Source organism: Pontibacter oryzae (assembly GCF_003576375.1).
Classification (GTDB): Bacteria; Bacteroidota; Bacteroidia; order Cytophagales; family Hymenobacteraceae; genus Pontibacter; species Pontibacter oryzae.
The window spans coordinates 340036-364884 of the sequence record NZ_QWGE01000004.1 but is presented as its reverse complement, the minus strand read 5'-3'; the positions used below and the strand labels follow the sequence as shown (position 1 = coordinate 364884).

General features: G+C 48.7%; 21 protein-coding genes and 1 tRNA gene. 12 read left to right on the top strand and 10 right to left on the bottom strand.

The genetic code is table 11. The features are described from left to right. Positions 1 to 72 precede the first annotated feature (72 nt). The 3 genes from D1627_RS13950 (at position 73) to D1627_RS13940 (ending at position 4632) form a co-directional block, all read left to right on the top strand. Positions 73 to 1305, top strand: a complete 1233-nt coding sequence (locus tag D1627_RS13950; RefSeq protein ID WP_119432857.1) for a M16 family metallopeptidase — start codon at positions 73 to 75, stop codon at positions 1303 to 1305. A 99-nt stretch (positions 1306 to 1404) separates the two neighbouring features. Continuing rightward, positions 1405 to 2049: an O-methyltransferase gene (locus D1627_RS13945; RefSeq protein ID WP_119433040.1), complete on the top strand. Its 645-nt coding sequence runs from the start codon at positions 1405 to 1407 to the stop codon at positions 2047 to 2049. Positions 2050 to 2349: 300 nt separating this feature from the next. After that, entirely contained in the window at positions 2350 to 4632 is a 2283-nt protein-coding gene (locus D1627_RS13940) for a LysM peptidoglycan-binding domain-containing protein (protein WP_119432856.1), read from the top strand. Between the two features lie 150 nt (positions 4633 to 4782). On the opposite strand, the gene D1627_RS13935 is transcribed toward D1627_RS13940, so the two are convergent. Beyond that, a complete protein-coding gene (locus D1627_RS13935) occupies positions 4783 to 6111 on the bottom strand; it encodes an MFS transporter (protein ID WP_199688438.1) in 1329 nt (442 codons plus the stop codon). A 421-nt stretch (positions 6112 to 6532) separates the two neighbouring features. Between D1627_RS13935 and dnaE the strand changes: the two genes are divergently transcribed. After that, positions 6533 to 10156 carry a DNA polymerase III subunit alpha gene (gene dnaE / locus D1627_RS13930; protein ID WP_119432854.1) on the top strand — a complete coding sequence of 1208 codons (3624 nt, stop codon included), beginning with the start codon at positions 6533 to 6535 and terminating at the stop codon, positions 10154 to 10156. Positions 10157 to 10250: 94 nt separating this feature from the next. On the opposite strand, the gene D1627_RS13925 is transcribed toward dnaE, so the two are convergent. Then, positions 10251 to 11252, bottom strand: a complete 1002-nt coding sequence (locus D1627_RS13925; RefSeq protein ID WP_119432853.1) for a hypothetical protein — start codon at positions 11250 to 11252, stop codon at positions 10251 to 10253. A 413-nt stretch (positions 11253 to 11665) separates the two neighbouring features. Here D1627_RS13925 and trxA point away from each other — a divergent pair, with 413 nt between their 5' ends. Next, entirely contained in the window at positions 11666 to 11992 is a 327-nt protein-coding gene (gene trxA / locus D1627_RS13920; protein WP_114783039.1) for a thioredoxin, read from the top strand. 58 nt (positions 11993 to 12050) lie between these two features. On the opposite strand, the gene D1627_RS13915 is transcribed toward trxA, so the two are convergent. Together D1627_RS13915 and D1627_RS13910 are read right to left on the bottom strand one after the other, a co-directional pair. Next, positions 12051 to 12557, bottom strand: a complete 507-nt coding sequence (locus tag D1627_RS13915) for a DUF421 domain-containing protein (RefSeq protein WP_233555636.1) — start codon at positions 12555 to 12557, stop codon at positions 12051 to 12053. A gap of 42 nt (positions 12558 to 12599) precedes the next feature. Further along, on the bottom strand, positions 12600 to 14531 hold the full coding sequence (locus D1627_RS13910) for a hypothetical protein (protein ID WP_233555635.1): 1932 nt from the start codon (positions 14529 to 14531) through the stop codon (positions 12600 to 12602). A 130-nt stretch (positions 14532 to 14661) separates the two neighbouring features. Here D1627_RS13910 and D1627_RS13905 point away from each other — a divergent pair, with 130 nt between their 5' ends. Together D1627_RS13905 and D1627_RS13900 are read left to right on the top strand one after the other, a co-directional pair. Continuing rightward, complete coding sequence (locus D1627_RS13905; RefSeq protein ID WP_119432852.1) at positions 14662 to 15069, top strand: DUF5329 family protein; 408 nt, start codon at positions 14662 to 14664, stop codon at positions 15067 to 15069. Positions 15070 to 15137: 68 nt separating this feature from the next. Beyond that, on the top strand, positions 15138 to 15494 hold the full coding sequence (locus D1627_RS13900; RefSeq protein WP_119432851.1) for a SpoIIAA family protein: 357 nt from the start codon (positions 15138 to 15140) through the stop codon (positions 15492 to 15494). An 82-nt stretch (positions 15495 to 15576) separates the two neighbouring features. Here the strand turns inward: D1627_RS13900 and D1627_RS13895 are convergent, their stop codons facing one another. Beyond that, positions 15577 to 16608, bottom strand: a complete 1032-nt coding sequence (locus tag D1627_RS13895) for an isoaspartyl peptidase/L-asparaginase family protein (RefSeq protein ID WP_119432850.1) — start codon at positions 16606 to 16608, stop codon at positions 15577 to 15579. A 103-nt stretch (positions 16609 to 16711) separates the two neighbouring features. On the opposite strand from D1627_RS13895, the gene D1627_RS13890 reads away from it, so the two are divergent. Together D1627_RS13890 and D1627_RS13885 are read left to right on the top strand one after the other, a co-directional pair. Further along, positions 16712 to 17260, top strand: coding sequence for a hypothetical protein (locus tag D1627_RS13890; protein ID WP_119432849.1), 549 nt, complete (start codon positions 16712 to 16714; stop codon positions 17258 to 17260). 191 nt (positions 17261 to 17451) lie between these two features. Next, the gene (locus D1627_RS13885; RefSeq protein WP_119432848.1) at positions 17452 to 18162 is read left to right on the top strand and encodes an OmpA/MotB family protein; all 711 of its coding nucleotides are present in this window, start codon (positions 17452 to 17454) and stop codon (positions 18160 to 18162) included. A 66-nt stretch (positions 18163 to 18228) separates the two neighbouring features. Here D1627_RS13885 and D1627_RS13880 read toward each other — a convergent pair whose 3' ends face one another. After that, complete coding sequence (locus D1627_RS13880; protein ID WP_119432847.1) at positions 18229 to 18747, bottom strand: DUF6141 family protein; 519 nt, start codon at positions 18745 to 18747, stop codon at positions 18229 to 18231. A gap of 122 nt (positions 18748 to 18869) precedes the next feature. Continuing rightward, the gene (locus D1627_RS13875; RefSeq protein WP_262697038.1) at positions 18870 to 20039 is read right to left on the bottom strand and encodes a cystathionine gamma-synthase; all 1170 of its coding nucleotides are present in this window, start codon (positions 20037 to 20039) and stop codon (positions 18870 to 18872) included. Between the two features lie 196 nt (positions 20040 to 20235). Here D1627_RS13875 and D1627_RS13870 point away from each other — a divergent pair, with 196 nt between their 5' ends. Both D1627_RS13870 and D1627_RS13865 read left to right on the top strand, forming a co-directional pair. Further along, entirely contained in the window at positions 20236 to 20958 is a 723-nt protein-coding gene (locus D1627_RS13870; RefSeq protein ID WP_119432845.1) for a TVP38/TMEM64 family protein, read from the top strand. A 64-nt stretch (positions 20959 to 21022) separates the two neighbouring features. After that, positions 21023 to 21096: transfer RNA gene (locus D1627_RS13865), tRNA-Arg, on the top strand. A gap of 418 nt (positions 21097 to 21514) precedes the next feature. Here the strand turns inward: D1627_RS13865 and D1627_RS13860 are convergent. Continuing rightward, positions 21515 to 22045: a hypothetical protein gene (locus D1627_RS13860; RefSeq protein ID WP_119432844.1), complete on the bottom strand. Its 531-nt coding sequence runs from the start codon at positions 22043 to 22045 to the stop codon at positions 21515 to 21517. Between the two features lie 113 nt (positions 22046 to 22158). Then, positions 22159 to 22503 (bottom strand): hypothetical protein, encoded by a 345-nt coding sequence (locus tag D1627_RS13855; RefSeq protein ID WP_147383309.1) that lies wholly within the window; start codon positions 22501 to 22503, stop codon positions 22159 to 22161. A 444-nt stretch (positions 22504 to 22947) separates the two neighbouring features. Here D1627_RS13855 and D1627_RS13850 point away from each other — a divergent pair, with 444 nt between their 5' ends. Then, positions 22948 to 23361 (top strand): BrxA/BrxB family bacilliredoxin, encoded by a 414-nt coding sequence (locus D1627_RS13850; RefSeq protein ID WP_119433037.1) that lies wholly within the window; start codon positions 22948 to 22950, stop codon positions 23359 to 23361. A 74-nt stretch (positions 23362 to 23435) separates the two neighbouring features. Here the strand turns inward: D1627_RS13850 and purD are convergent, their stop codons facing one another. Then, a complete protein-coding gene (purD, locus tag D1627_RS13845; protein WP_119432842.1) occupies positions 23436 to 24725 on the bottom strand; it encodes a phosphoribosylamine--glycine ligase in 1290 nt (429 codons plus the stop codon). Between the last annotated feature and the right edge of the window lie 124 nt (positions 24726 to 24849).

Genomic DNA, 24849 nt, shown 5'->3' with positions numbered 1-24849 from the left:
CCTTTGCCTAAACTCTCCACTTTTAACTCCTAACTCTTTGCTGTACCTTTGCAGGCTAATTACTTCAATTGAATGCCTGATTATCATATCCATACCTTACCCAACGGAATAAGAGTTGTACACAAGCAGGTGCTGCACACCAAGATAGCCCACAGCGGCTTTATCATGGATATTGGCAGCCGCGATGAATTATCGGACCAAACCGGTATTGCCCACTTCTGGGAGCACATGGCTTTTAAGGGCACCGAAAAGCGCAAGTCGTTCCATATTCTTAACCGGTTGGAGGCCGTAGGCGGCGAACTGAACGCCTATACTACCAAAGAGAAAATCTGTTTCTATAGCTCTGTGCTGGATAAGCATTTCGAGAAATCCTTTGAGTTGCTGACCGATATTACCTTTCACTCTGTTTTTCCGGAAAAGGAGATAGAGAAAGAGCGCGGCGTGATACTGGAGGAAATGGCCATGTACCTTGATACGCCCGAGGAAGCCATCGTGGATGAGTTTGATGCAGTGGTATTTGACGGGCACCCGCTTGGCAACAATATACTGGGCACGCGCGAGAGCGTTTCCAGTTTCCAGAAGGAGAATTTCCTGAGCTTTATTGAGCGCAACCTGAGCACCGATCACCTGGTGTTCTGCTCTGTGAGCAACCTGCCATTCGAGAAGGTGCTGAAGCTGGCCGAGAAATACCTGAGCGAAGTGCCGCGCATCCAGAAACATCGCACACGCACGCCGTTCACGGGCTACCTGCCTAAGTCGGTTACCATCGAGAAGCCTATCTCGCAGGCGCACTGTGTTATTGGCTGCCCGGCCTATGCCTTGGCCGATGACCGCCGCATTCCGTTTTTTATGCTGAACAACCTGCTGGGCGGCCCAGGCATGAACTCGCGCCTGAACCTGGCTGTGCGCGAAAAGCACGGCCTCGTGTATACCATCGACTCAAGCTACGCCACTTACATAGATACCGGCCTGCTGAGCATATACTTTGGCACCGAGAAAAAACAGCTGAAGCGCACTACCACCCTTGTACTTAAAGAGCTGAAAAAGCTGCGCGAGAAGCCCCTTGGCTCCATGCAACTGCATACCGCCAAAGAACAGCTTATGGGCCAGCTGGCTATGGCTGAGGAAAGCAACATGGGCCTGATGATGCTGCTAGGCAAAAGTATACTTGACCAGGGCAAAGTGGAGTCGCTGAACGAGATTTTCGACAAGATCCGAAGTATAACCGCCAACGACCTGACCGACATCGCCAACGACGTGCTCCGCGAAGAAAACCTGAGCATCCTGAATTATGTGCCTGTTTAATTGCTGATTGCTTATTCTTGATTGTTTGATAAACTTTACATACCGCAGGCAGTCTTCGACAAAGCAACACCTAAAAACACTTACCAATCAACAATCAGAATGGAGTTTATAGACGAAGAACTGCTGCGCTACTCCGAGGAGCATACTACCGGAGAGAGCGAGCTGCTGCATAAGATAAACCGCGAAACGCACCTGAACGTGATGAAGCCGCGCATGCTCTCCGGGCATTTGCAGGGCCGCTTGCTATCGCTGTACTCTAAAATGATACGCCCGCACCAGATACTGGAGATAGGCACCTATACCGGCTACTCGGCGCTTTGCATGGCCGAGGGCTTGCAGGAAGGCGGCACGCTGCACACCGTAGACAAGAACGAGGAACTGGAAGACCGGGTGCGCGGCTACTTTGATGAGTCGGGTTACGGCAAGCAGATGAAGCTATACATTGGCAACGCGTTGGAGATTGTGCCTACTATCGACGCCGTTTTTGACCTCGTGTTTATTGATGCCGACAAAATAAACTATGGCCGCTATTACGACATGGTGATCGACAAGGTGCGCCCCGGCGGGTACATAATTGCAGATAATGTGCTCTGGAGTGGCAAAGTGCTGGAGAAGTATAGAAAAAAGCTGGACGAGGACACCAGAGCCGTCATGGATTTTAACCTGCACGTGCACCAGGACGAGCGGGTGGAGAACATCCTGCTGCCCGTACGGGACGGCCTGCTGATCGCCAGAAAAAAATAGCTATTTAAAGCGGAAGGCATAAACAACCTTCCGCTTTTTTTATACTTGCTTAACTCCTTATACTTCTGCTGCTTAGCTAGCCATGCCCGCTCATATCCAAATATCCGAAGAATTTATCAACAAAAAATAATGCAAGAACTTTGCGAAGCGTTTTAAAATGCGAAGCTTTTTGCGTTAATTTTGCAACTGCTATATTACCTTCTGAACATATTAACATAGAGCCATTTATCTATAGTTAACTCAACAGAAAGTAGAGCCCGCGTATCCATCAGTTTTAGCCATACTTTAGAGTACCTTACCATGAGAAAATCCTTTACCACGCTTCTCACGCTATTGCTTCTGCCGCTGCTTGCGCTGGCGCAGGGGGTTTCTGTCCCTAAAAACATTTACTTTGCCGATATCCACCTGAAAATTTCAGACGGGGCCCAGGCCGAGATTCAAAAAAAGGTAGATGCCCTGCACCGCAACCAATCATACTTTAAAATCAAGGTGGATTTGGCCGATGCATACTTTCCGGTGATTGAGCGCGTGTTTAAAGAAGAGGGTGTTCCGGATGATTTCAAGTACCTGGCACTACAGGAAAGCGGCCTGATTGGCGATGCCGTTTCTACCTCTAACGCTGTGGGTTATTGGCAATTTAAACGCGAGGCGGCTATGGATTTTAACCTGCGCATGGATAAAGCCGTGGATGAGCGCCGCCACATTATAGAGGCAAGCCGCGGCGCTGCGCTATACTTCAAGCGCAGCAACAACTATTACAACAACTGGTTTAACTCCCTCCTATCATACTATCTAGGCTATACTGGTGCCAAAGCCTATACAAAAGCGTCTGATAACGGGGCACGAAAAATGGATATTGAGGCGAACGCACACCCTTACGTTATCACCTTTCTAGCACACAAGGTGGCTTATGATAGCTTTGTAGGCAAGGCAAACCCGCCGGCGGTGTCGCTGCGCGAGCTGCGCGCCAACCCAGGCCAAAGCCTGTCAGAGATTGCATTGGCTACTAAAACTGATTACGCGGAGCTCGAGAAGTATAACAAATGGCTCCTGGGCAGCTCCATCCCGTCGGATAAGGATTACTACGTGATGATACCGGTACGCAACGGCAACCCAGGCAACTTTACGGCATCTGTGGCAGAAACTACGCCCTTGCCCACCCGGCAGTCGGCCACTAAACGAGGTGCCGCTACTATGGTGGAGCGTAATAACCTCAACGCGTTAGTGGCCCGCGAAGGCGACACGAAGGATAAGCTTGCCCTACAAGCGGGCCTTTCTACACGGCAGTTTCTGAGGTATAATGATATGTACAGCTTCGACAAGGTTGTGCCGGGCACGGCATATTACATCGAGAAAAAACATGCCAGCGCCAACACTGAGTACCACGTGGTACAACCCGGCGAAACTATGCAAATGATATCGCAGCACTATGGCGTGCGCCTGACCTGGCTGTTGTTCAAAAACCGCATGCAGCGCAACGAGGTGCCGGTACCAGGCCGTGTGTTATGGCTGCAGAAACGCCGCCCAGCCGGCTCGCCTGAGGTTCGTGAAATCAGCAAGCAGGGTACCCCTGTGGCAGAAAAGCAAACGTACAAGCCAGCCACACAAAACCCTGAGCCAAAGCAGGAGAATATGCTCACGCGCTTCGTTAACAGCCTGAAAGGTGGAACACAAAACGAAGCGAAAGCAGCACCAGCAGCGACAACGCCAGCCAAAACAGCTGCTCCCGATAATACTGAGGAAGAAGAGGAGGAAGTAGTTGAGTCTGTTATCTACAACGAGCCAGATGCAGAGCCTGTAGCCACGACCCCAAGAAACGCTGGCTTGTACCCTGGCTCCGGCAAGCCGGCAGCAGCCAAGGCCAGCGCCACAACACCAGCAATAAGTGTAAACACACAGGCCACGAAACCCGAGCCGGCAACTGCAAAAGTGCCTGCTCAGGTTAAAACCGCACCTGCCGAAGCCAACACCTTGCCTGCCGCAAAACCACAGGCTACTGAAGGCCAGACTACGCACGTAGTTAAGCAGGGCGAAACATTATACAGCATTTCCAGAATGTATGCCGTAACCGTAAACGACCTGACGCGCTGGAATGACTTAGGTGATGCGCCCCTGAAAATGGGCCAGGAGCTGTTGATTGCCGAGCCTCTGATGCAGCCAGAAACATCACCTTTTACAGATACCGACGAAGACGATGCCGAAGATGTGCCTGCCACCATGTTAAGCACCAGCACCGCATACCACACTGTTATAGCCGGCGAAACACTATACAGCATTTCCAAGAAGTATAACGTGTCGCTGGAGCAATTGCGCCAGTGGAACAACTTGCCCGACAATAGCTTAAAGCTGGGCCAGGAACTACGCGTTAAAGCTCCTGCCAAAGCAGCCAATACCCTAGTTCCTGCATCTGCCGCTCCGGCTGCCAATAGCAGTGCGAATAGCTACCACGTGGTGGCCGGCGGCGAAAGCATGTACCAGATATCGCGCAAATATGGCGTTACCATCAAAGACATCATGGAGTGGAATAATAAATCTGATTTTTCAGTAAGCGTTGGCGAAAAGCTGTTGATCAAGAAGAAGTAATTGCTGGATGGTTTAATTGTTGGTTGTTATATTATTTATTGTTGGTGTGAGTCTATACTATGCTTTTGAACATAGCCACGTATACTTAGCCTGCCACAAAGCGGTGACTAACTTTTACAAACAATCAACAAGATAACAATCAACAATTTATCAATCCCCCCTTCCCTCTGAGGGGGTGCTGCTGAGGTTGGATGCGGATTGCAGCCCGGAAGCGATCTGCGGAACGATGCCAAGCCGCTCGTAAATGGGTTGCACCATTTGCCGCAGCTTAGGCCTGTTCATGGCAAAGGGTATGACGCTGATAGCGCACAGAAAACCACAGCCCGCCAAGGTATACCCTACACCAACTTGCTCTGCTACCGAGCCTGCAAGCATACTGCCGATCGGGGCCATACCCATGAATGCGGTGGCATACAGGCTCATCACGCGGCCACGTTTGTCGTCGTCCACAATAGTTTGAAGCAATGTGTTGCAGGAGGCCATCGTAACGATCATACCAAAGCCACTGAACAGCATCAGCAGCAGCGAGAGCGTGAATACCTCTGAGAAAGAAAAGGCGATAAGGGCACAACCGAAAAGCAGCATGGTATAGATAATCACCTTGCCCAAGCCCTCCACGGATTTGCGCTGTGCCAGAAAAAGCGCGCCGCTCAGTGCTCCTAAGCCGGAAGCGCCCATCAGGTAGCCCAGCGTGTTGGCGCCGCCGTGCAGGATATCCCGGGCAAACACCGGCAGCAGTACCGTAAAGGGCATTCCGAACAAACTCAGCAAGGCCACGATTACGATCAGCGCCCGGATTGGCGGGAACCCGAAGGCATACCGGAAGCCGTCTTTCAATGACTCCCATACCTTGCGCTGCTGCTGCACCTGCTCAAAGGGCTTCAGGCGCATCAGCAGCAAAGAACCCAGCACCGCCAGGTAACTAACCGCGTTGATCAGGATGCATACCCCCTCGCCCACCGCCGCAATCAACAGCCCAGCGATAGGCGGTCCGGCCAGCCGCGCCATGTTGAACATGGAGGAGTTCAGGGCGATGGCGTTGCTCATGTCCTCGCGCTTCTCCACCAGCTCCACTACAAAGGCCTGTCGGGTGGCAATGTCGAACCCGTTGATGGTGCCGAGGAAGGCGCTCAGGGCCAGCACGTGCCATATCTCGATGGTATCGGTTAGCACCAGGGCGGCCAGTGTAAAAGCCTGCACCATCGAAAGCGTTTGGGTGAGCAGCAGCACTTTGTGGCGGTTAAACTTGTCGGCCAGCACGCCGGCAAAGGGGCCAAGGAGAAAAGAAGGAATCTGGCTAGAGAAAGTAACAGCGCCGAGCAGGAACACAGAATCGGTGAGGCGGTATACCAGCCAGCTTAACGCTACTTGCTGCATCCAGGTACCGATCAAGGAGATTCCCTGCCCCACAAAGAACAACTTGTAGTTGCGCGAGCGCAATGCCCTGAACATGTCTCCCAATCTGCTTACTGCTGCCATAGTTTCATTCGCTCCTGCCCTGTGCTGGCCTTGTCTATACGTGTGGGTGGTTTTAGTTTGATGGATTTTTATGGAAAGCACAAAAGCCAACTCCAGGCGCCACGGGAAGGCTTTCCTTGCCTGGCACTTATTTCTGTCCTCGCCGAGACTATTGTGCCAGCTATTTTGTTACAGCTAAGGCCGCATAAGGTTTGGGAGGTGGGCCGTTTTTCCGTAATTTTAACATCCCATTAATGGCTTGTGCCAAGCTGAATTAAAAATTAGAAATTAAAAATTATGAGGGTGAGGCTTAGCTGTTTTTGCTTTGTTGATCGTCATAGTTTGCCTCTAAAATTCTTCGGTTTGGATATAGTTGGAACTACTTATTCTAGCTTTAAAGCCATTTCTAATTCATATTTTTTAATTTCTAATTCCTAGAGATTTGCCCGTTTTTTCGCATTTACATACCCATACCCAGTACTCGCTGCTCGACGGCCAGGCCAGCATCAGCGCGCTCATGAAAAAGGCGCAGGCCGATGGCATGCCCGCTGTGGCCATGACAGACCACGGAAACATGTTCGCCGCCTTCAACTTTGTGGCTGAGGCCAACAAGTATAACGTGAAGCCAATTGTGGGCTGCGAGTTTTACCTTGTGAAGGACCGTCACCTCAAAACCTTCAGCAAGGAGGTAAAGGATGTGCGCCACCACCAGTTGCTGCTCGCCAAAGACCAGGAGGGCTATCAGAACCTGGCCAAGCTCTGCTCGCTTTCTTACATCGAGGGCGTGTATAGCAAGTGGCCGCGTATTGACAAGGAACTGCTGCTGAAGTATAGTAAAGGCCTGATTGCCACCAGCTGCTGTATTGGTGCCGAGGTGCCACAGGCCATCCTCTGGAAAAGCGAGGAAGAAGCCGAGGAGATTTTTAAGTGGTGGCTCGATGTGTTCGGAGAGGATTACTATATCGAGATTCAGCGCCACGGCCTGATGAACATTGATGGCACCGGCAAAAGCCAGGAAGACATTAACCAGGTATTGCTGAAGTGGGCGCATAAGTATAACGTAAAGGTTATCTGCACCAACGACTCGCACTACGTGGACCAGGACGACTGGAACGCGCACGACATTCTCCTCTGCGTGAACACCGGCGAGGACCAAAGCACACCGGTGGGTGACTTCCAGACGAAGTATTACCGCTTCCTGTCGGATGACCAGAAGGTGATCTACGACACGGTGGAGAATGTGCGCAACAAGTATGGCAACCAGTCCAGCGTGCGCCAGATGCTGAACCGCATTGACGAGGCCGGACCTAAAACGCGCTTTGGCTTCCCCAACGACCAGTTCTACTTCAAGACGCAGGCCGAGATGAACGAACTGTTCAAGGACGTGCCGCAGGCCGTGGACAATACCAATGAGATCGTGGACAAGATCACGCCGCCCAAACTCAAGCGCGACATCCTGCTGCCCAACTTCCCGATCCCGCCGGAGCATGCCGGGCCGGATGCTTTCCTGCGCCACCTAACCTATGTGGGTGCCAAGAAACGCTATACCGACATTACCCCAGAAATTGAAGAGCGCCTGGATTATGAGCTGCGCATTGTAGAAACGATGGGCTTTGCCGGTTACTTCCTTATTGTGCAGGACTTCATTAACCGTGGCCGCGACATGGGTGTGTTCGTGGGGCCGGGCCGTGGCTCGGCTGCTGGTTCGGCGGTGGCCTATTGCATCGGTATCACCAACATCGACCCGATCAAGTATAACCTGCTCTTCGAGCGATTCCTGAACCCGGAGCGTGTATCCATGCCCGATATCGATATTGACTTTGACGACGTGAACCGCCAGCGCGTGATTGACTACGTGGTGGAGAAGTATGGCAAAACGCAGGTAGCCCAGATCATCACCTTTGGTACCATGGCGGCTAAATCGTCCATCAAAGACGTGGCTCGCTCAACCTCTTTGCCGCTTGCCGAAGCCAACGAACTGGCCAAGATGGTACCGGATACCCCGGGCACTACGCTGGCCAAGGCCTTCATGGAGAACCTGGACCTGGCCGCTATCCGTGAGGGCAATGATCACCGCGCCGCTGTACTAAAGCTGGCCGAAAAGCTGGAAGGCTCGGTTCGTAACACTGGTATACATGCGGCGGGTGTAATCATTGCCCCGGATGATATTACCAATTACATTCCGGTTTCTACCTCCAAAGACGCTGACCTGCTAGTGACGCAGTTCGATGGGAAGGTGATTGAGAGCGCGGGCATGCTGAAGATGGACTTCCTGGGCCTGAAAACCCTAACCATCATCAAGGACGCCATGGAACTCATCAAGAAAAACCATGGCGTTGAGATTGACATCGACAACATTCCGATAGACGACGAGAAAACCTACCAGCTTTACCAGCGTGGCGACACCATCGGTACGTTCCAGTTCGAGTCGGAGGGGATGCGCATGTACCTCAAGGACCTGCAGCCCACCAACATTGAAGACCTGATTGCGATGAATGCCCTTTACCGCCCGGGCCCGATGCAGTTCATCCCGAACTTCATTAACCGGAAACATGGGCGCGAGGAGGTAGAGTACCCGCACGAGCTGCTGGAGCCGATCCTGAACTACTCCTATGGTATCATGGTATATCAGGAGCAAATCATGCAGACGGCCCAGATTCTGGCCGGTTACTCGCTGGGCGGTGCCGACTTGCTGCGCCGCGCCATGGGTAAGAAGGATATGAAGAAGATGGCCGAGGAGCGTGAGAAATTCATTGCCGGAGCCGCCGAAATTCATAAAATCCCCGCTAAAAAGGCCTCGGAGGTATTCGACGTGATGGAGAAGTTTGCCCAGTACGGCTTTAACCGCTCCCACTCTGCCGCCTACTCCGTGGTGGCTTACCAGACCGGCTACCTGAAGGCGCACTACCCTGCCGAGTACATGGCCGCGGTGCTCACCAACAACATGAACGACATCAAAAAGGTGACGTTCTTTATTGAGGAGGCGCGCAAGCAGGGCGTACAGGTGCTTGGCCCGGACGTGAACGAATCCTTACTGAAATTCAACGTGAATGAGGAAGGCAACATCCGTTTTGGCTTGGCAGCGATAAAAGGAACTGGCGAATCGGCTGTGGATGCGATCATCTCTGAAAGAGAGGCTAACGGCCCATACCAGGATATTTTCGATTTTGCCAAGCGCGTGAACTTGCGTGCCGTGAATAAGAAAACCTTCGAAAGTATGGCCCTGGCCGGCTGCTTCGACTCGTGGGAGCTATACCACCGCGCCCAACTGATTGAGGTGCCCGAAGGCGAGACCATGCCGTTGCTGGAAAAGGCCGTGCGCTTTGGCAACAACTACCAGGCAGAGCAACAGGCCGCGCAGCAATCCTTATTTGGAGGCGGAGCCGCTGTGGCAGCCCCCATGCCAAAGGTACCGGAAGTACCCGTTTGGACGCAGGCTGAGATGCTTCGCCGCGAAAAGGAAGTGGTGGGTTTCTATATGTCGGGTCACCCGCTCGATCAGTTTAAGCTGGAGATTGACTCCTACTGCACTTGCCCGCTGGATAAGATCGAAGAGTATAAAAACCGCGATGTGAACGTGGCCGGTATGGTAACAGATGTCGTGATCCGTACCGCTAAAAATGGCAACCCGTTCGCGCTGTTCACCATCGAGGATTACGACACCTCCATGCAGATGGCGCTGTTTGGGGAAGACTACGTGAAGTTCTCGCCTTACCTCAAGATGGGTTTATACTTGTTCATCCGAGGCAAAGTGCAGCTGCGTTACAAATCCGAGGACCAGTGGGAGCTGAAACCACAAAATATCCAGCTGCTCGGCGATATTACCGATAAAATGGCGCAGGGCGTGCAGCTCAACATTAACCTGCAGCACTTTACGCCCAACTTGGCCGAAGCGCTTGAGAATGCCATCATCGCCAGCCCAGGCCAAAAACGTTTGGAAATTACCTTGCTTGTGCCTGATGAGCAGATGGCCCTGCCAACGTATTCGCGCAAGTATAGAATTGACCCGAAAGTGTTTCTTACATCCATTAAAGACTTGGGCTTAGGTGCCTGCAAGCTAATTTAGGTTTAGCTAAGTTAAAAGTTCACCTGGCTATAAATATGCAAAAGCGCCCCAGTAATATTACTGGGGCGCTTTTGCGTTAATAATGAGAAACCAATTACTGATGCAGGTAAATGGCTGCTGCACCGGCCACATTTTTAGAATAGCCTGGCATCGGGTTTCCGTTAGAAGTTGGCATTTCAAAAATTAGCACTTTGCCGCCTCCGTTGGCCCTTTCAGCCACATAAATATACTTGCTGTCTTCATCGTAGGCTACATCCACGGGGTTGCCTAGCATGGTGTTGCTACCTGCAATTCTTACCTGGGCATTTGCTCCTATAGTACCGCCGTTAGCTGTGCCACGAAACACTGAGCTAAAGTTGCTGATCACCACTATTGCGCCATCGTCTGCCACGGCTCCGTCGCCTACATCCGTCAACACCATCTTATCGTCTGCCTTAGAATAAGTAATGCCATGTGTCCTTACGATACCTTCTATAGTTACGCGCTTGGTAGGCTGAATCATACCATTCGAGTTAGAGAAAAAGTTCTCGAAATATACGATGTCGCCGGTGTTATCTGCCACAGCCCATAGAGCACTACCTTCGGCATGGATACCCCATAGGTTAAAGCCTACATTATAGGTGTTGCGGTAACGAATGCCGCTTGGGGTGCGCTCGTAAACGTACAGGCGGTTCATGTTGCCATTTAGTGCCGGGTCAGCGTCCTGTGCCACTACAATCATATTTCCGCTTACAGCAATTTCGCGGGCATTGCTAAAATCCGGAGTACTGGTAGTTTTGATTTCCAAAGAGCCATTTTTTTGCTTCTGGTAAGCCTCCAGCCTGTTGGTAGTGCGCGATGCCAAAATGATTTCGTTCCGCTTATCGTTGTAGTAAATGCCGTCAGCATCCATGGAGGCAATCTTTTTCTGCTTCACGGATACATCTGTTAAGCCATCGGCATCTATCATTGTAACCATGCCGCTGGTGTTACTGCTGACATAAGCCATGCTGCCGGTATCAGGGAAGTTAAAATCAATTTCGTCGTCTTTGTCGCAGGAGGATAAAGTTAACAAGGCGGTAGCAAACAATGTGCTGTAAGTTAATAAGTGTTTCATAGTATGATAGTTATAAGATGAATCCTACTTACGATGCAGCCTATTCACTGAGATTTTGCATTCGCTCCATAAATTAGTCTATTCACCACTTCTTTGCTGCCATTTGTGGATCAACTTGCAATCACCTGCCCCTGAGGCGTTAGCTTTTCTATGGCTTTCAAAAATTTCAGGTGTTCTCCAGGTTTTATACTTCTTTGGCTATATTATTTGCTTTCAAAACTTTTATTCACAACATTTGTTGATACAAACAAACAGTATCTTATACTTCGCATTGTCGTAAGTATATCAAACATGGTTGGCTGGCCCGAAACAAGACAGCCTGTCAGGGTGAACGAGTTTGGAGCCATATTTGCCAAACCTACAATTGTTATTATATTTAACCATTGAAATAAACACAACAAAACAATAAAGTTATGGCTAACAAAGCGATAGAAATTACAGACGCAAATTTTGATGAGATCATCAATTCAGATAAACCAGTACTTGTAGACTTTTGGGCAGAGTGGTGCGGACCATGCCGCATGGTAGGTCCGATTGTAGAGGAACTGGCTGGCGAGTACGAAGGCAAAGCCGTTATCGGTAAAGTAGACGTAGACGCAAACCCGCAAACATCTGCTAAATTCGGTATCCGCAGCATCCCAACGCTTCTTGTTTTCAAAAACGGCGAAGTAGTAGATAAGCAAGTGGGCGCCGTTCCGAAGAACGTACTGTCTCAGAAGCTGGATGCTCAAATGGCGTAAGTATAAATAAGTTTATTAGAAGGCCTCTTCTGCTTCTGCGGAAGAGGCCTTCTATTTTTCAGGAGTTACAGTTAATGCTGATGTCGCCGCTGCGCTCTAGATAGGCTGCTTTTATATTGCTGATATCCGGGCTGTGTCCGGCACTGCGCAAAGCCTCTAAGATATCGTTCTCAGTAACGCTGTTACTCCGCATTACCTCACGCTGCAGCTTTCCGTCTTTTACAAGAACGCGCGCCTTGCCTTTTATCAAGTTTCCTACGCCGATGTTGGTATGGTAAGCCAGCGCGGCAAGGCCTTTATGCAGTAAAACCAGCGTTAGGGCAGCAACAATGGTAGGCCAGAAGGGGGCATTGCCTGTTATGGCTCGGCTGAGCACCGATCCATAAATAATACCAAGTATAATATCGAAGGCTGTGTTTTTGCCAAAGATCCGGTGGTTACCGATCCGGATAATAAAAAGAGCCGCAAAGAAAACCCCAACGGCCCTAAAAGACATTTGCCACCAGCTCAGGGTCTGGTCGTCAATGCCAAACAGTAAGTTAAACGTGTCCTGTATTTCGTGCATACTTCAGAAAACGCGAGCTTTTTCTGAAGGGTTATACTTGCGTTAGCTGGCATCGCCACAGTTGCAGAGGTTTTTATCCAAGCTGTAGAGCATGCTAAAGTTGTTTTCTACCTCATCTATCAGGTGTTGTAGGCGCGCGTTATACTCCTGCACCTTCAGCAATTTCTCGTCAGCTACCTCCAACTTGTTCAGGCTATCTAAAGATTTTATAGACTTGCCAAGCTCGCTGTTTTTCTCATACATGCGGCTGATGTACTGATCCAGGGCTTGGTTAGTGGTAGAAGAAACCGTTTGCAGGTTATTGTCGATGCAAAGCTGGCGCTTCAGGTACTTAAATACTGTGGCTTCGGCGGCCAGGTTAAGCTCGTGTTTCTTTAATAGCGCCTGCTTCAGTTTATAGCTGTCGTAGCGTTTGTTGTAGTCGGTAACAGCCTCGCGTACTTTGTCGCGGCAGCTTTGGCACTTGCTGGATGTGGCCTTATCGAGCAGGGCATTGCGCTTGCCAACCGTTTCGTCGGTTGCATCTGTGTTGCTTAGCTCCTGCACTTCCTTCCGGAAAAGCTCGTTATACTGCTCCTCTTCCAATTTTTTAGTCAGCCGCACAATGGCCTCGCCTTCCACGGAGGCGGAAAGGTATTCTGCCTTCGGCAACTCAACAGCGTATAAACGGGCAAGGGCATCCTCGCGCTTCTCGGGCGTTTTCCAGGTTTTGGCATCCGACTCGATATCGCGGAGCGTGTTGACCAGCAGCTTCCCGTTTTTGAGGTTATGGTCTGCCTCTAAGTATAGATCGGCATTGCTAAGTATGGCTGCGTACTCTGCCCTGAAGATGTTGTGGTAGGTGCTGTTGCTTGCAAACTCTTTCTCGCGGGCATCGAAGGTGCCTTTCAGGCGCTTATACTCCTGCACTATACCGAACAGGTTTTTGGCGTTAATCTCCGGGCTGTTGTTGCGGTAGTTCAGGCGATACGTGTTCAGGTTCTGCTTCATGTCGGCGAATACGCGCAGAAACTCGACATATAGCTTCTCCTGCCTGAAGGTTTCGTCGTTGATCATTTTTTGCTCATAGGCTGCCTGTATCTTCTGTTTGCGCTTCTCGATCAGGTCCAGCGTCACTTCATCGCCGGTGAGCACATCCATTTTATACAGCGATTTATAGTTTGCGACTACCATAAAAGGGTAATCCTTGTAGCCAGTCATCTCTTCCAACTGCCGTCGGTCCAGCTTGTTTGGGTTCTTCTGCAGGTAGTCAGTCAGCTTCACGGTTTTAATGTCCACCTTCTTCACATCGCTCGGCACGAACACATAAATGCGCACCGAGTGCAGGCGCGTATCAAAGTCCTGGCCTTCGTAGAGGCGTATGGTAGAGCTGAATTTATACTCTTTTTTCGAGGCGCGGGCATTAAGCAAGCTTCCAAACTCTCCTACCAGCGATAGCACGGCGCCTGTAGGCGTAGTCAGCTTGGAAATGTTCATCAACTGATTTGCCACCATGCTAAAAACCTGGTCGCTTTCGCCATTGGTAATAGCTTTGGCGTTGATAACGGCATCGATGCTGTTGTTACCCGAGCCGAGCGGCATCTTATCAATAATACGCACCACCTCCTGGTGGTCACTCACCTGCGTTTTGTAGTCGCGGTTATTCTGCGTGATAGAGAAGTTATAGAGCGGGTACACGATATCATCGTTGCCGAAGAGCTTCATATTCTTTAGCTGGGCCGTTATAAGTAGGTACTCCAGCACATTGCCATATTTCTTTTTGGGCTTGCGCGCGCCATGCTCCAGCTCGTTGAGCACGCGAGTAAAGCGGTTACCATTGTACAGATAAATGTCTGTGGAGAGGTACTGCCACTCATCCGAAAACTGAAAATCATCGTTGTAACTATACCCTAGGCGTGTTTCGATGTTTCGCTGTGCTAAAACTGCCTGTTGGGAAACCAGCAAAAATGCCAGAGCTAAAACTATTGTTCTCATAAATACGCTATTGTCTTTGAGTTGGGGCTGCCGGGCAAGGCAAGCCATGGGCTGAGTCCACTAAACGCTCAAAATTGAATATAAGTGCACTAAAGTTGCTAATAATAACGCTATAATCATAAAAATTAATATGAAAACGAAGATATGGAAAAACCTACTGCTTAGCTTCGCCCTGTGTGCTGGGGCCGCAACCTTTACCGATGCTAAGGCACAGATGCTCAATAAATCCGCTGTGGAACGAGCCAGCGAAAAGTATACCGAAGAGCAAAAGGTAAATTACCTCATCCAGTACATCGCCAAAATGGAAAATGCCACGTTTATTCGTAACGGCAGCGAGCATACCTGCAAGCAGGCCGCAGAGCATCTGGAGTCGAAATGGGAAAAGCATAAGGATGATGTCAAAACCGCGAACGGCTTTGTGGAAGAGCTTGCCTCCCGTTCCGGCCTGACTGGCGAGCCTTATAAGATCCGGTTTGCCGACGGCACAACTAAAACTACTAACCAGGTGCTCTTAAAAGCTTTACAACAGCTACAGTAATTGCGCCTTTCATTTAACGCTGGCACCTTTAAGCGCGTAGGCCAACGCTAAACTGTTTATACTAAACTATGGTACAACTATTCGAACAATCAAAAAACGACTTGGTTGCTTTCAGGGTATCCGGAAACGTAAACCGCAGCGACTATGATATGATGTTACCAGTGCTGGAAGAGCGCATCAGGCAACATGGCAAGGTACGAGTATACGCCGAAGTACAGGATGTGGAGGAGTACACCTTACAGGCGCTTTGGGAAGATATTAAATTCGACCTCAAGCATGCCACGGATTTCAGCAAGGTAGCTCTGATAGGTGACCGGAAATGGATTGACTGGCTCACTACCATGGCTAAGCCGTTCACCTCTGCCAAGCTCAGGTATTTTGACTATAGCGATCGCAACGAGGCCTGGGAATGGATAAATACCTAAGTGTAAACTACCAATAAACAGCAAAGGCTGTGGATGCGCATCCACAGCCTTTGCTGTTTATTGGTAAACAATTTGCTTGAACCTAGTCTTTGTAGATATATACTTCTGCCTTGCCGTTTTTCATAAATCCGCGGTACATCCCCGCCGAGTTAAAGGGCATGGCCACATTTCCTTTTTTATCTAGAGCAATCACGCCACCTTCGCCGCCGCGCTCTACCAGCTTCTTTATCACAACTTCCTCCGCCGCTTTTTTCACAGGGTATCCTTTGTAAGCAACCAGTGCGGCAATATCGTAGGCTACTACATTGCGGATAAAGTACTCGCCGTGGCCAGTGGCCGAAACTGCGCAGGTATTGTTATCGGCATAAGTACCGGCCCCAATGATTGGCGCATCGCCTACGCGGCCGTAGCGCTTATTGGTCATGCCGCCCGTAGAGGTTCCTGCCGCCAGGTTACCGTAGGCATCCAGCGCCACGCACCCAACGGTTCCAAACTTCTTGCCTTCGGTAAAGATGTTCTCGTTACTGCTGGTGCCGCCATCATGGTCTAACTCAGTTTTCTCCTTGTCCTTTATTTTCTGGAGTTGGTTAAAGCGGGTTTCAGTATGAAAGTATGATGGGTCAACGAGTTCAATGCCCTGTGTTTTGGCGAACTTCTCGGCGCCGCTGCCTATCATCATCACATGCTCCGACTTTTCCATCACGGCGCGTGCGGCAGTAATTGGGTTGCGGATAGTGGTAACGCTGGCCACGGAGCCTGCCTGTAGAGTTTTTCCGTCCATTACGGCGGCGTCCATCTCATTTTTGCCTTCGTTGGTAAAAACAGCCCCTTTGCCTGCGTTAAAAAGGGGTGAGTCTTCCATCACGTGGATGGTAGCTTCCACGGCATCCATGCTGGTGCCTCCTTTTTTCAGCACATCATAGCCAACCTGCAGCGCTTCGTTCAGTTTTTCGCGGTAGGCTTTTTCTTTCTCCGGCGTCATGTTCTCGCGGGTGATAGTTCCGGCACCACCGTGTATCACTAGCGTAATTTTGCTGTAGTCTGGTTTTGCTTGTGCCAACGCGGCAACTCCCGCCAGCACAAACAAGCAAATAAGGTATAGGCTCTTTTTCATAATCGGTTATAAGTGAGAGTGAATAGCAATGTTAATATAGTGCTTTTTAGTGTATCTAAGGCAAAATACACAACTTGCAGCCTACAATATACTTTGGCTACACATGTTTTTACTCCGGCTCCGGCACTGGCAGGCCTTTCTGCTGCTTTTTATACTTCCCTTTTTATTGCAGCAAGCTATACTTGCCTTATTAAGCGTCTCTGATGCGCGGCTTGGCCCGGCTTCTGCTATGCTGATAGATGCCATACCGGCTACAGTATTTACGCTCTGGATGTGGCGCGTGGGTATCTGGCTTTTCCGCAGGTTACCCGAAAGCATCAAAATAACGCCTTTATACTTCCACCTGAGCACGCTTTACATCCTGCTATACACGCTACTGTTCGTGTACACCTTGGCTGTTGTACTGGACAGTGTAGCGGGTGGCACACTACCGCTGGGCATGCTTATACTTATACTGCCAATGCATTTGTTCGCGACATTTGTATATCTATATATAGTATATTTTATGGCGCGATTATTGTTAAGTGTAGAAGAGCAACGGGTGGTGGATTTTGGTGCGTATGCGGGTGCTTATTTTTACTTCCTGCTGCTGCCGTTGGGCATCTGGTTTTTGCAGCCGCGCTTGCGCAGGTTACACTTATTAGAGGCTTAGCGAACGCCTGGAAAATTATTTTTTTGAGAAACATAGGCGCTGTACAATATTCTAAAAAAATCACCGTTTAGAAGCAATCGCAATCGGTAGTTTATTGGTTTTTATAGAGTTTTGCTGGCGTTCAGGCTGATCTTTTACCATATTTGTAATCTATTCTCAAACATTATTCATACAACCATTAACAATCATCCATGAAATTCAATTTCTTCAAAGCATCTCTGGCGCTGGCACTAGGCTCCTCTATGATGGTCTCTTGCGTTTCCTCTAAGAAGTATGAAGACTTGCAGGCAAGCAAAGAAGCGCAAGAGCGCGAACTGGCGGCTTCTAAGTCTAAAGTAGATCAACTGTCTGCCTCCCTGAAAGAGCGCGAGCAAAAGCTTGCCGATATGGAGCGTGCTATGAACGAGCAGCAAAAAGTTCTTGATAACCTGAAAAACGAGGTTAACACAGCACTGCAAGGCTTTAACCAAGGCGACCTGAGTGTATCCGTGAAAGACGGCAAAGTGTACGTGTCTATGTCTGATAAGCTGTTGTTCCCTACTGGTAGCACGAAAGTAAACCCAGGCGGCAAAAAAGCTATTGACCAGTTGGTTAGCGTGTTGAAGAAAAACCAGGAAGTTGGTGTAATGGTTGAAGGCCACACAGATGATGTTTCTGTAATGAACGGCATGAAGTACCTGACTGACAACTGGGACCTGAGCGTACTGCGCGCTACTGAGATTACTCGCCTGATGACTGAGAAAGGTCTTTCTCCTGACAGAGTAACTCCAGCTGGCCGTGCATTCTATATGCCGGTTGACACAGGCCGCTCTGCTGATGCAAAAGCTAAAAACCGCCGTACAGAGATCATCCTGACTCCAGACTTTACTGAAGTATACAAAATTCTTGGCATCAAAGCTTAGTTCTGATATTTTACAGATAAGGGAAGCCGGCAACGCTAAGTTGCCGGCTTTTTTTGTTGATGTTACTTATGGCTGCTGCCTTAATTCCTTTGCCTGCGCTATGGCTTGGTACAGCTCGTCGGGGCGCTGCGAGCCGATCAGCAAAGGCTTGTGGTTGTAAAAGTATAGCTTTACGCCCCTGTTTCCCGACATATTGTAGGCCTTGCCTTTAAAGCCCCACCGGATGCCCCAGCCGCCGTAATCCTGAATGGGATTGTAGCTGATGCGCTCATACTCCCGAACCAGGTGCAGCGGTATTTTAACAGGCCGCAAATGAAAGGGCCTGAACCGCACCCACAGCTCGCCGGGCAAAACTTCGGTGGTAAGCGACATGCGGAAGAAGAAGTATGGCAAGCCTACCCCAAACAACAACACCAGCACCACCAACTGCACCGACGACACCGGCCTGCTGCCAAACGTATGGCCCAGCATAACCTGCGCTACAAACCCAGCCCAGAACAAAGCAGCCACGCCCAGCACAACCGCCCACAGCCAAAACTGCCTGAACCGCTGGCGCTCCCGGTAAAGTATGGTTTTCTTAGACATAAAGTGCTAGACGTAGGACGTTAGATATTAGACGTTAGATTACTCTATACAAGTTGTTAACACGCAGGTATGCGAAGTATAGACAAAGCAAATCTTGTGTCTTATATCTAACGTCTAATATCTTAAACTGAGATAGCTTGGGCCAGGTCATCAATCAGGTCTTCGGCATCCTCTACCCCTACGCTCAAACGGATAAGGGTATCGCTGAGGCCGGCATTCATGCGGTCTTCGCGCGGAATGCTGGCGTGCGTCATGGTGGCCGGGTGCCCGCATAGCGACTCCACCCCACCCAGAGATTCAGCCAACGCAAACAGCTTCAGGTTTTCCAGCACGCGCACTGCATCGTCCACGTTGTCGCCCTTCAGCTCAAACGAAACCATCCCCCCGAAATCAAGCATCTGTTTTTGGGCTATTTCGTAGCCTGGATGGCTCTCAAAACCTGGCCAGTATACTTTGCCTACCTTCGGGTGCTCTTTTAAGTACTCGGCTACCTTGCGGCCGTTTTGGCAATGGCGCTCCATGCGCAGGTGCAGTGTTTTGAGGCCACGCAGCACCAGGAAGCAATCCTGAGGGCCTGGCGTGGCACCGCATGCGTTCTGGATAAAGGCCAGTTGTTTCCTCAATTCATCGTCGTTTACAATCACAGCGCCCATTACCACATCCGAGTGGCCGCCCATGTACTTGGTAAGCGAGTGCATCACAATATCGGCCCCCAGATCAAGCGGCGTTTGCAAGTATGGCGTGGCAAAGGTGTTATCGGCTACAAGAAGCAGCTTATGTTTCTTGGCCAGGTCAGCGTAGGCTTTTATATCAATGATGTTCAGCAAGGGGTTTGTCGGGGTTTCCACCCAGATCATTTTGGTGTTCTCGTTGATGAGCTTCTTCACATTAGCCGTGTCCTGCATGTTTGTGAAGTGGAACTTGATGCCAAAATTCTGGAACACCCTTGTGAAGATACGGTAGCTGCCGCCATACAAGTCGTTGGTGGAGATCACCTCATCGCCGGGCTTCAGCATTTTGATGATGGCATCTATGGCAGCCATACCTGACGAAAAGCAAAGGCCGTGCTTGCCGTTTTCCAGCGCTGCCAGCGCGTTTTGCAGTTGCGTGCGGGTTGGGTTGTGCGTACGTGAGTATTCGTAGCCCTTATTGTCGCCGGGGGAGCGCTGAACGTAGGTTGATGTCTGGTAAATCGGCGTCATGATAGCGCCTGTGCTTGGGTCTGGCTCCACGCCAGCATGTATAGCTTTCGTCCCGAATTTCATAGTCTGTCTTTTAAACTTATATACAATTTTGACAGCCCGCTTCGCACTAGGTAAGTGTAAGGCTGGCTACTAAAGCGAATACTGCAAATTAGAGAAATACCTGCGAAGTATAAAAGTGTACGTGCCGCTACCCTGCTTCTCTGTAAAGTATACTTTTAATACCGTAAAAATCTTTTGTCCTTTGTCTTTCGTCTACTTCCTAACGAAGCCAATACTTAACTACATGAGATCGCTCCCCGTTTTAAGAAATTTTATACGCGAAAATGCCTCCACCTTTATCTCTATGCTTTTGCTGGTAGTGGTTCCTGTTGTGGTAAGCTCTACTGCAGCCGTTATCCTGTACAATTATCAAAACCTATTGCAAGGGCTCACGCTGGGAGAAATGCTGCTATACTTTGCCATTATTTCTATCACCATGGCCTTGGCGCTTACGCCTACCACTTTTGTAGCCCTGGTAAGCGGCTTTTATTTAGGCTGGAATGGTTTTGCCGGCATTGTGGTATCGTATGGCATTGCCGCGCTTATAGGCTACAGCATTGCGCAGTTCGTAGACCATGGCAAGATGATGGCCTTCCTCAACCGTTTCGAGAAGGCACGCATACTTATGCAGGAGCTGCGCAACGACAGTTGGAGCCTGATCTTCCTGACCCGGATTTCGCCAGTGCTTCCCTTTGCCCTAATGAACTTCGTGCTCTCGCTACTGCAGATCGATAAGCGAAAATTTTTCCTTGCAAGTATAGTTGGCATGTTGCCGCGTACGCTTTTCTTCTTTTGGGCAGGTACGCAGGCACGTGATATTGTGCAGGCATTGCAAGACCCAGATAGCGGACGCAGCGGACAAATACTTATGATTGCATTAATTTTAATTTCTATCGGAGGGCTTTACTTCCTGTTCGACAGGGCTTTAAAGCGTTCCCTGCGCAAAGCAGCGGCTAAAAATGAATAATTTTTTTGAACAGGTCTTGCGTATAAAGAAAAAAGGCCTTTACTTTGCATCACAATAACGGATTGGTCACGTAGCTCAACTGGATAGAGCATCTGACTACGAATCAGAAGGTTAGGGGTTCGACTCCCTTCGCGACCACCGAAAAGCCTCTCAGAAACGTCTGAGAGGCTTTTTTTATTTTGTGGGTGCGGTACCCATCAAATGTATCACAACATCCGCAGCTCAAGTACAAAACTTGAGCTTGTTCCGACTTTTTGCTTCTTGAGAACCCATCGGCTGAAGTCTAGCTTAAAACCGCAGCCATATCTTTGTGGTTCTTCATTATTAAGAACACCAATCCTAGCATAACTAAGAAACCCGGGTGGTAACAACACCGCCTATCACATGCGCTGCGCTACCTGCCTTTGTTTTGCAGCAAAGTATGTGCTTGAGCTTAAATTGTGTGGAAGGCTTATGTATTATGGATGTTATATTGCCCTTAGGGTGCCAACACTAGTATATACAGGCATGATATGCTTGCACTAATGTAGTTGTATAAAAAACTTATAGTACATAGCTAAAGGCCGGAACTGATAGTCCTCATCAATTCAGCTTCTACTCGCGGAACTAGAATAGCAATAAAAACCTCTGCAAGGGCAGGGTTTTTAAATGAAGTGGTATGCATCAGGGAGATAAGCCCTAAGCGGTTTTCATCCTGGTCACTCAAGGCTATTCCCATGTAGCTTTCAATGTTAAACAGCTTTAGCTCCTTATCATCCGGAAACATACTTTGAATATCATTGGGATAAAAGCATGCATGGTTGAAAAAAACATTTTCGCAGGGAGTAAACTGGAGTTTATACCTAAACTCTGGCTGGCATTCGCTGCCTTTCGTAAAGCCTAACGTTTTCACTTCGGCGTATGTATCAGAAACAACCTTACCAATCAGGACATACTTTACATCCAACATCTTATTGATAAAAAGGCAGGTATCGTAAAAGAAATTGTCTCCCTGATAGCTGTTAACAAAGCCTACTGCTTGGTTAAGGGTGAGTTCCTCTTCAGTTGTCCATTCTTTCTGCGATTTATAAACCGCATGGTAATTCATCCCCATCGCCTAATATAATAATTCAAAGTTGAATGACCTAAAATATTCAATTCTGCTAATATACACAAATTCACCTACCCTTCTTGAAGCCAGCAATTATTATAAACATAAACCTATTGATCTAGCTCTCCTTGAAGCTCATACTCATTTTTAAATCTTAGTACTTGCCGTAGCACATTTTCCGATAATTTTAATTTTATATGATCCTGCATCAATTCATCCCAAGTATTAAACAGTTTCCAGGTTTGGGAATTTTTGAAGGCTTCAAGTTCATTTTTAGAAAGCGATCTTTCATGAAAAGCTTGTAATTCTACGTCTTCTTCACGCATAGGCACCCTTACTGTATTAGAGTCACTATTAAGAATTTCTATAATTTCTGCTTGATGATCTTTATTGGCAGGCAAATAAAAGTAACGAACACATGCATTACTGTTATTTAAAGGGTGTAGCTTAGACATAGTGTTTGGCAAATGACAATCTATTAGCTTATGCGCAGTATATCAGCGCTTATGCTATTTTAATCCTAATAATCATGAAAGACAAACACATAAGATTAGTACAAAACAATCTTACACAATAAACATGTCTTTGAGCTTGATTATATGATAATGTTTAACACAAAAAACTTTTCTCAACTAACCAGACAACATGCTGTAGGCTCACAGTTTATAGCAAAAAAGCAAAAGCACGCATGTGTGTTAGTATAGTATACATAACCCATGATGCAGTTGTTGTGCCAAATCAAAATATTCATAAAACAATACTACTTATTGATTCTTAAGTGATGTTGCCCTATGTTATAACTTTAACATCATGTTATGCTCTCTCGCCTCATGCAACTTTTATGAAGATGATTTGTTAACTTTGTGACGTAATCAAATTTAATCTGAAAAATTATGGCAATGTACCCTGAATATATGGTAGCCCCTATCCGCGAGGACCTTACCTCGGCTGGGTTTGAGCAACTGATGACTCCTGAAGAGGTAGAGCAAGCCGTTAAAACAGAAGGCACTGTGCTTTTGGCCGTAAACTCTGTATGTGGTTGTGCAGCATCTAAAGCACGCCCTGCCCTTAAAATGGCGGTGGCTGCCGCTGATAAAAAACCAGTTAAGCTTGTAACTGTATTTGCAGGCATGGAGCAAGATGCAGTAGCTAAGGCCCGCGAGCACATGCTCCCTTACCCTCCATCATCTCCGTCTATTGCCCTTTTCAAGGATGGTGAACTGGTGCACATGATTGAGCGTTACCACATTGAGGGTAATGAGCTGCACCGTATTGTAGATAACCTTAAAGGCGCTTTCGATGCCTACTGCTAGGTTTTACAAAGTATAAAAAAGAAAGGGCTGGCAGAATCATCTGCCAGCCCTTTCTTTTTTATACTTTGTAAAAATTATGCGTTTAATTCCCGAAGGTCGAAGCCTATGTCGCGGCGATAGTAGCGGTCCTGCCAGGTAATAGCTTCTGCTGCTGCATTTGCTTTCTCTAAGGCTTCCTCCATAGTATCGCCAAGGGCTGTAACGGCAAACACGCGGCCTCCGTTGTTCAGCAGCTTATCCCCTACTTTCTTGGTGCCGGCATGGAATACTAGCACATCCTCTGGCACTTGCTCCAGCCCTGTTATCTCTTTTCCTTTCTCATACCCTTCTGGGTAACCGCCGGAGGCAAGTATAACAGTGGTGGCCGTGCGTGGGTCAATCTCAAACTTAAACTCTGCCAGCTTATGCTCGTGCAAGGCCTTAAACAGCATAAACAAGTCGGACTTTATGCGCGGAAGTATGGCTTCAGTTTCAGGGTCGCCGAGGCGCACGTTGTATTCGATCACATATGGCTCGCCGTTCACGTTCATTAGCCCTATAAACAAGAAGCCAGTGTAATCCAGGGCATCAGCCTGCATACCGCGCAGCGTGGGCTCAATTACTTTTTCCTTAACCTTCTGCATAAATACCTCATCGGCAAAAGGCACCGGCGAAATAGCACCCATACCTCCTGTGTTCAGGCCTGCATCGCCCTCGCCTATACGCTTATAATCCTTCGCCTCCGGCAGCAACACATAGTCTTTGCCGTCTGTAAGGATGAATACTGATAGCTCGATACCCTGTAGGTATTCCTCAATAACAACTTTGCTACTGGCGTTGCCAAAGCGCTTGTTGCGCAGCATAGCATCCAGGGCATCGAAAGCCTCCTCATAATCCTGAGCGATGATTACGCCTTTTCCGGCTGCTAATCCATCTGCCTTTATTACTGTTGGAAAGCTTTGGGTTTTCAGGTATTCTACAGCATCCTTAAAAGTAGCCTCTGTAAAGGTTCTGTAGCTTGCCGTTGGGATATTATGCCGCTGTAGGAAAGACTTGCAGAAGTCTTTGCTGCCCTCCAGCATGGCACCTGCCTTTTTGGGCCCGATCACCAATATATGCTTCAGGTACTCTGAGTTCTGGAAATAATCGTGGATACCTTCCACCAGGGAGTTTTCAGGGCCAACCACAACCATCATGATGTTGAAGTCTGCGGCAAACTTACCCAGTTCCTCAAAGTCGTGTATGTTTACGGCTGCAGTGGTTCCAAACTTTGCTGTACCGGCGTTTCCCGGCGCTACAAACACTTTATCGGAAAATTCGCTCTGGCTAAGTTTCCAGGCAATGGCATGCTCCCGGGCTCCCGAGCCTATCACTAGTACGTTCATGGGTTTTATAGATTGCTCAACTGTAAAAGCGTTGATTGGTTAAAGTCTTAATCCTGTATTCAAAACTATAAAAAAAATTGCTGGAAGAGCCGGTTTTTTATCTAGCAAACCTTTTCTCCCAACA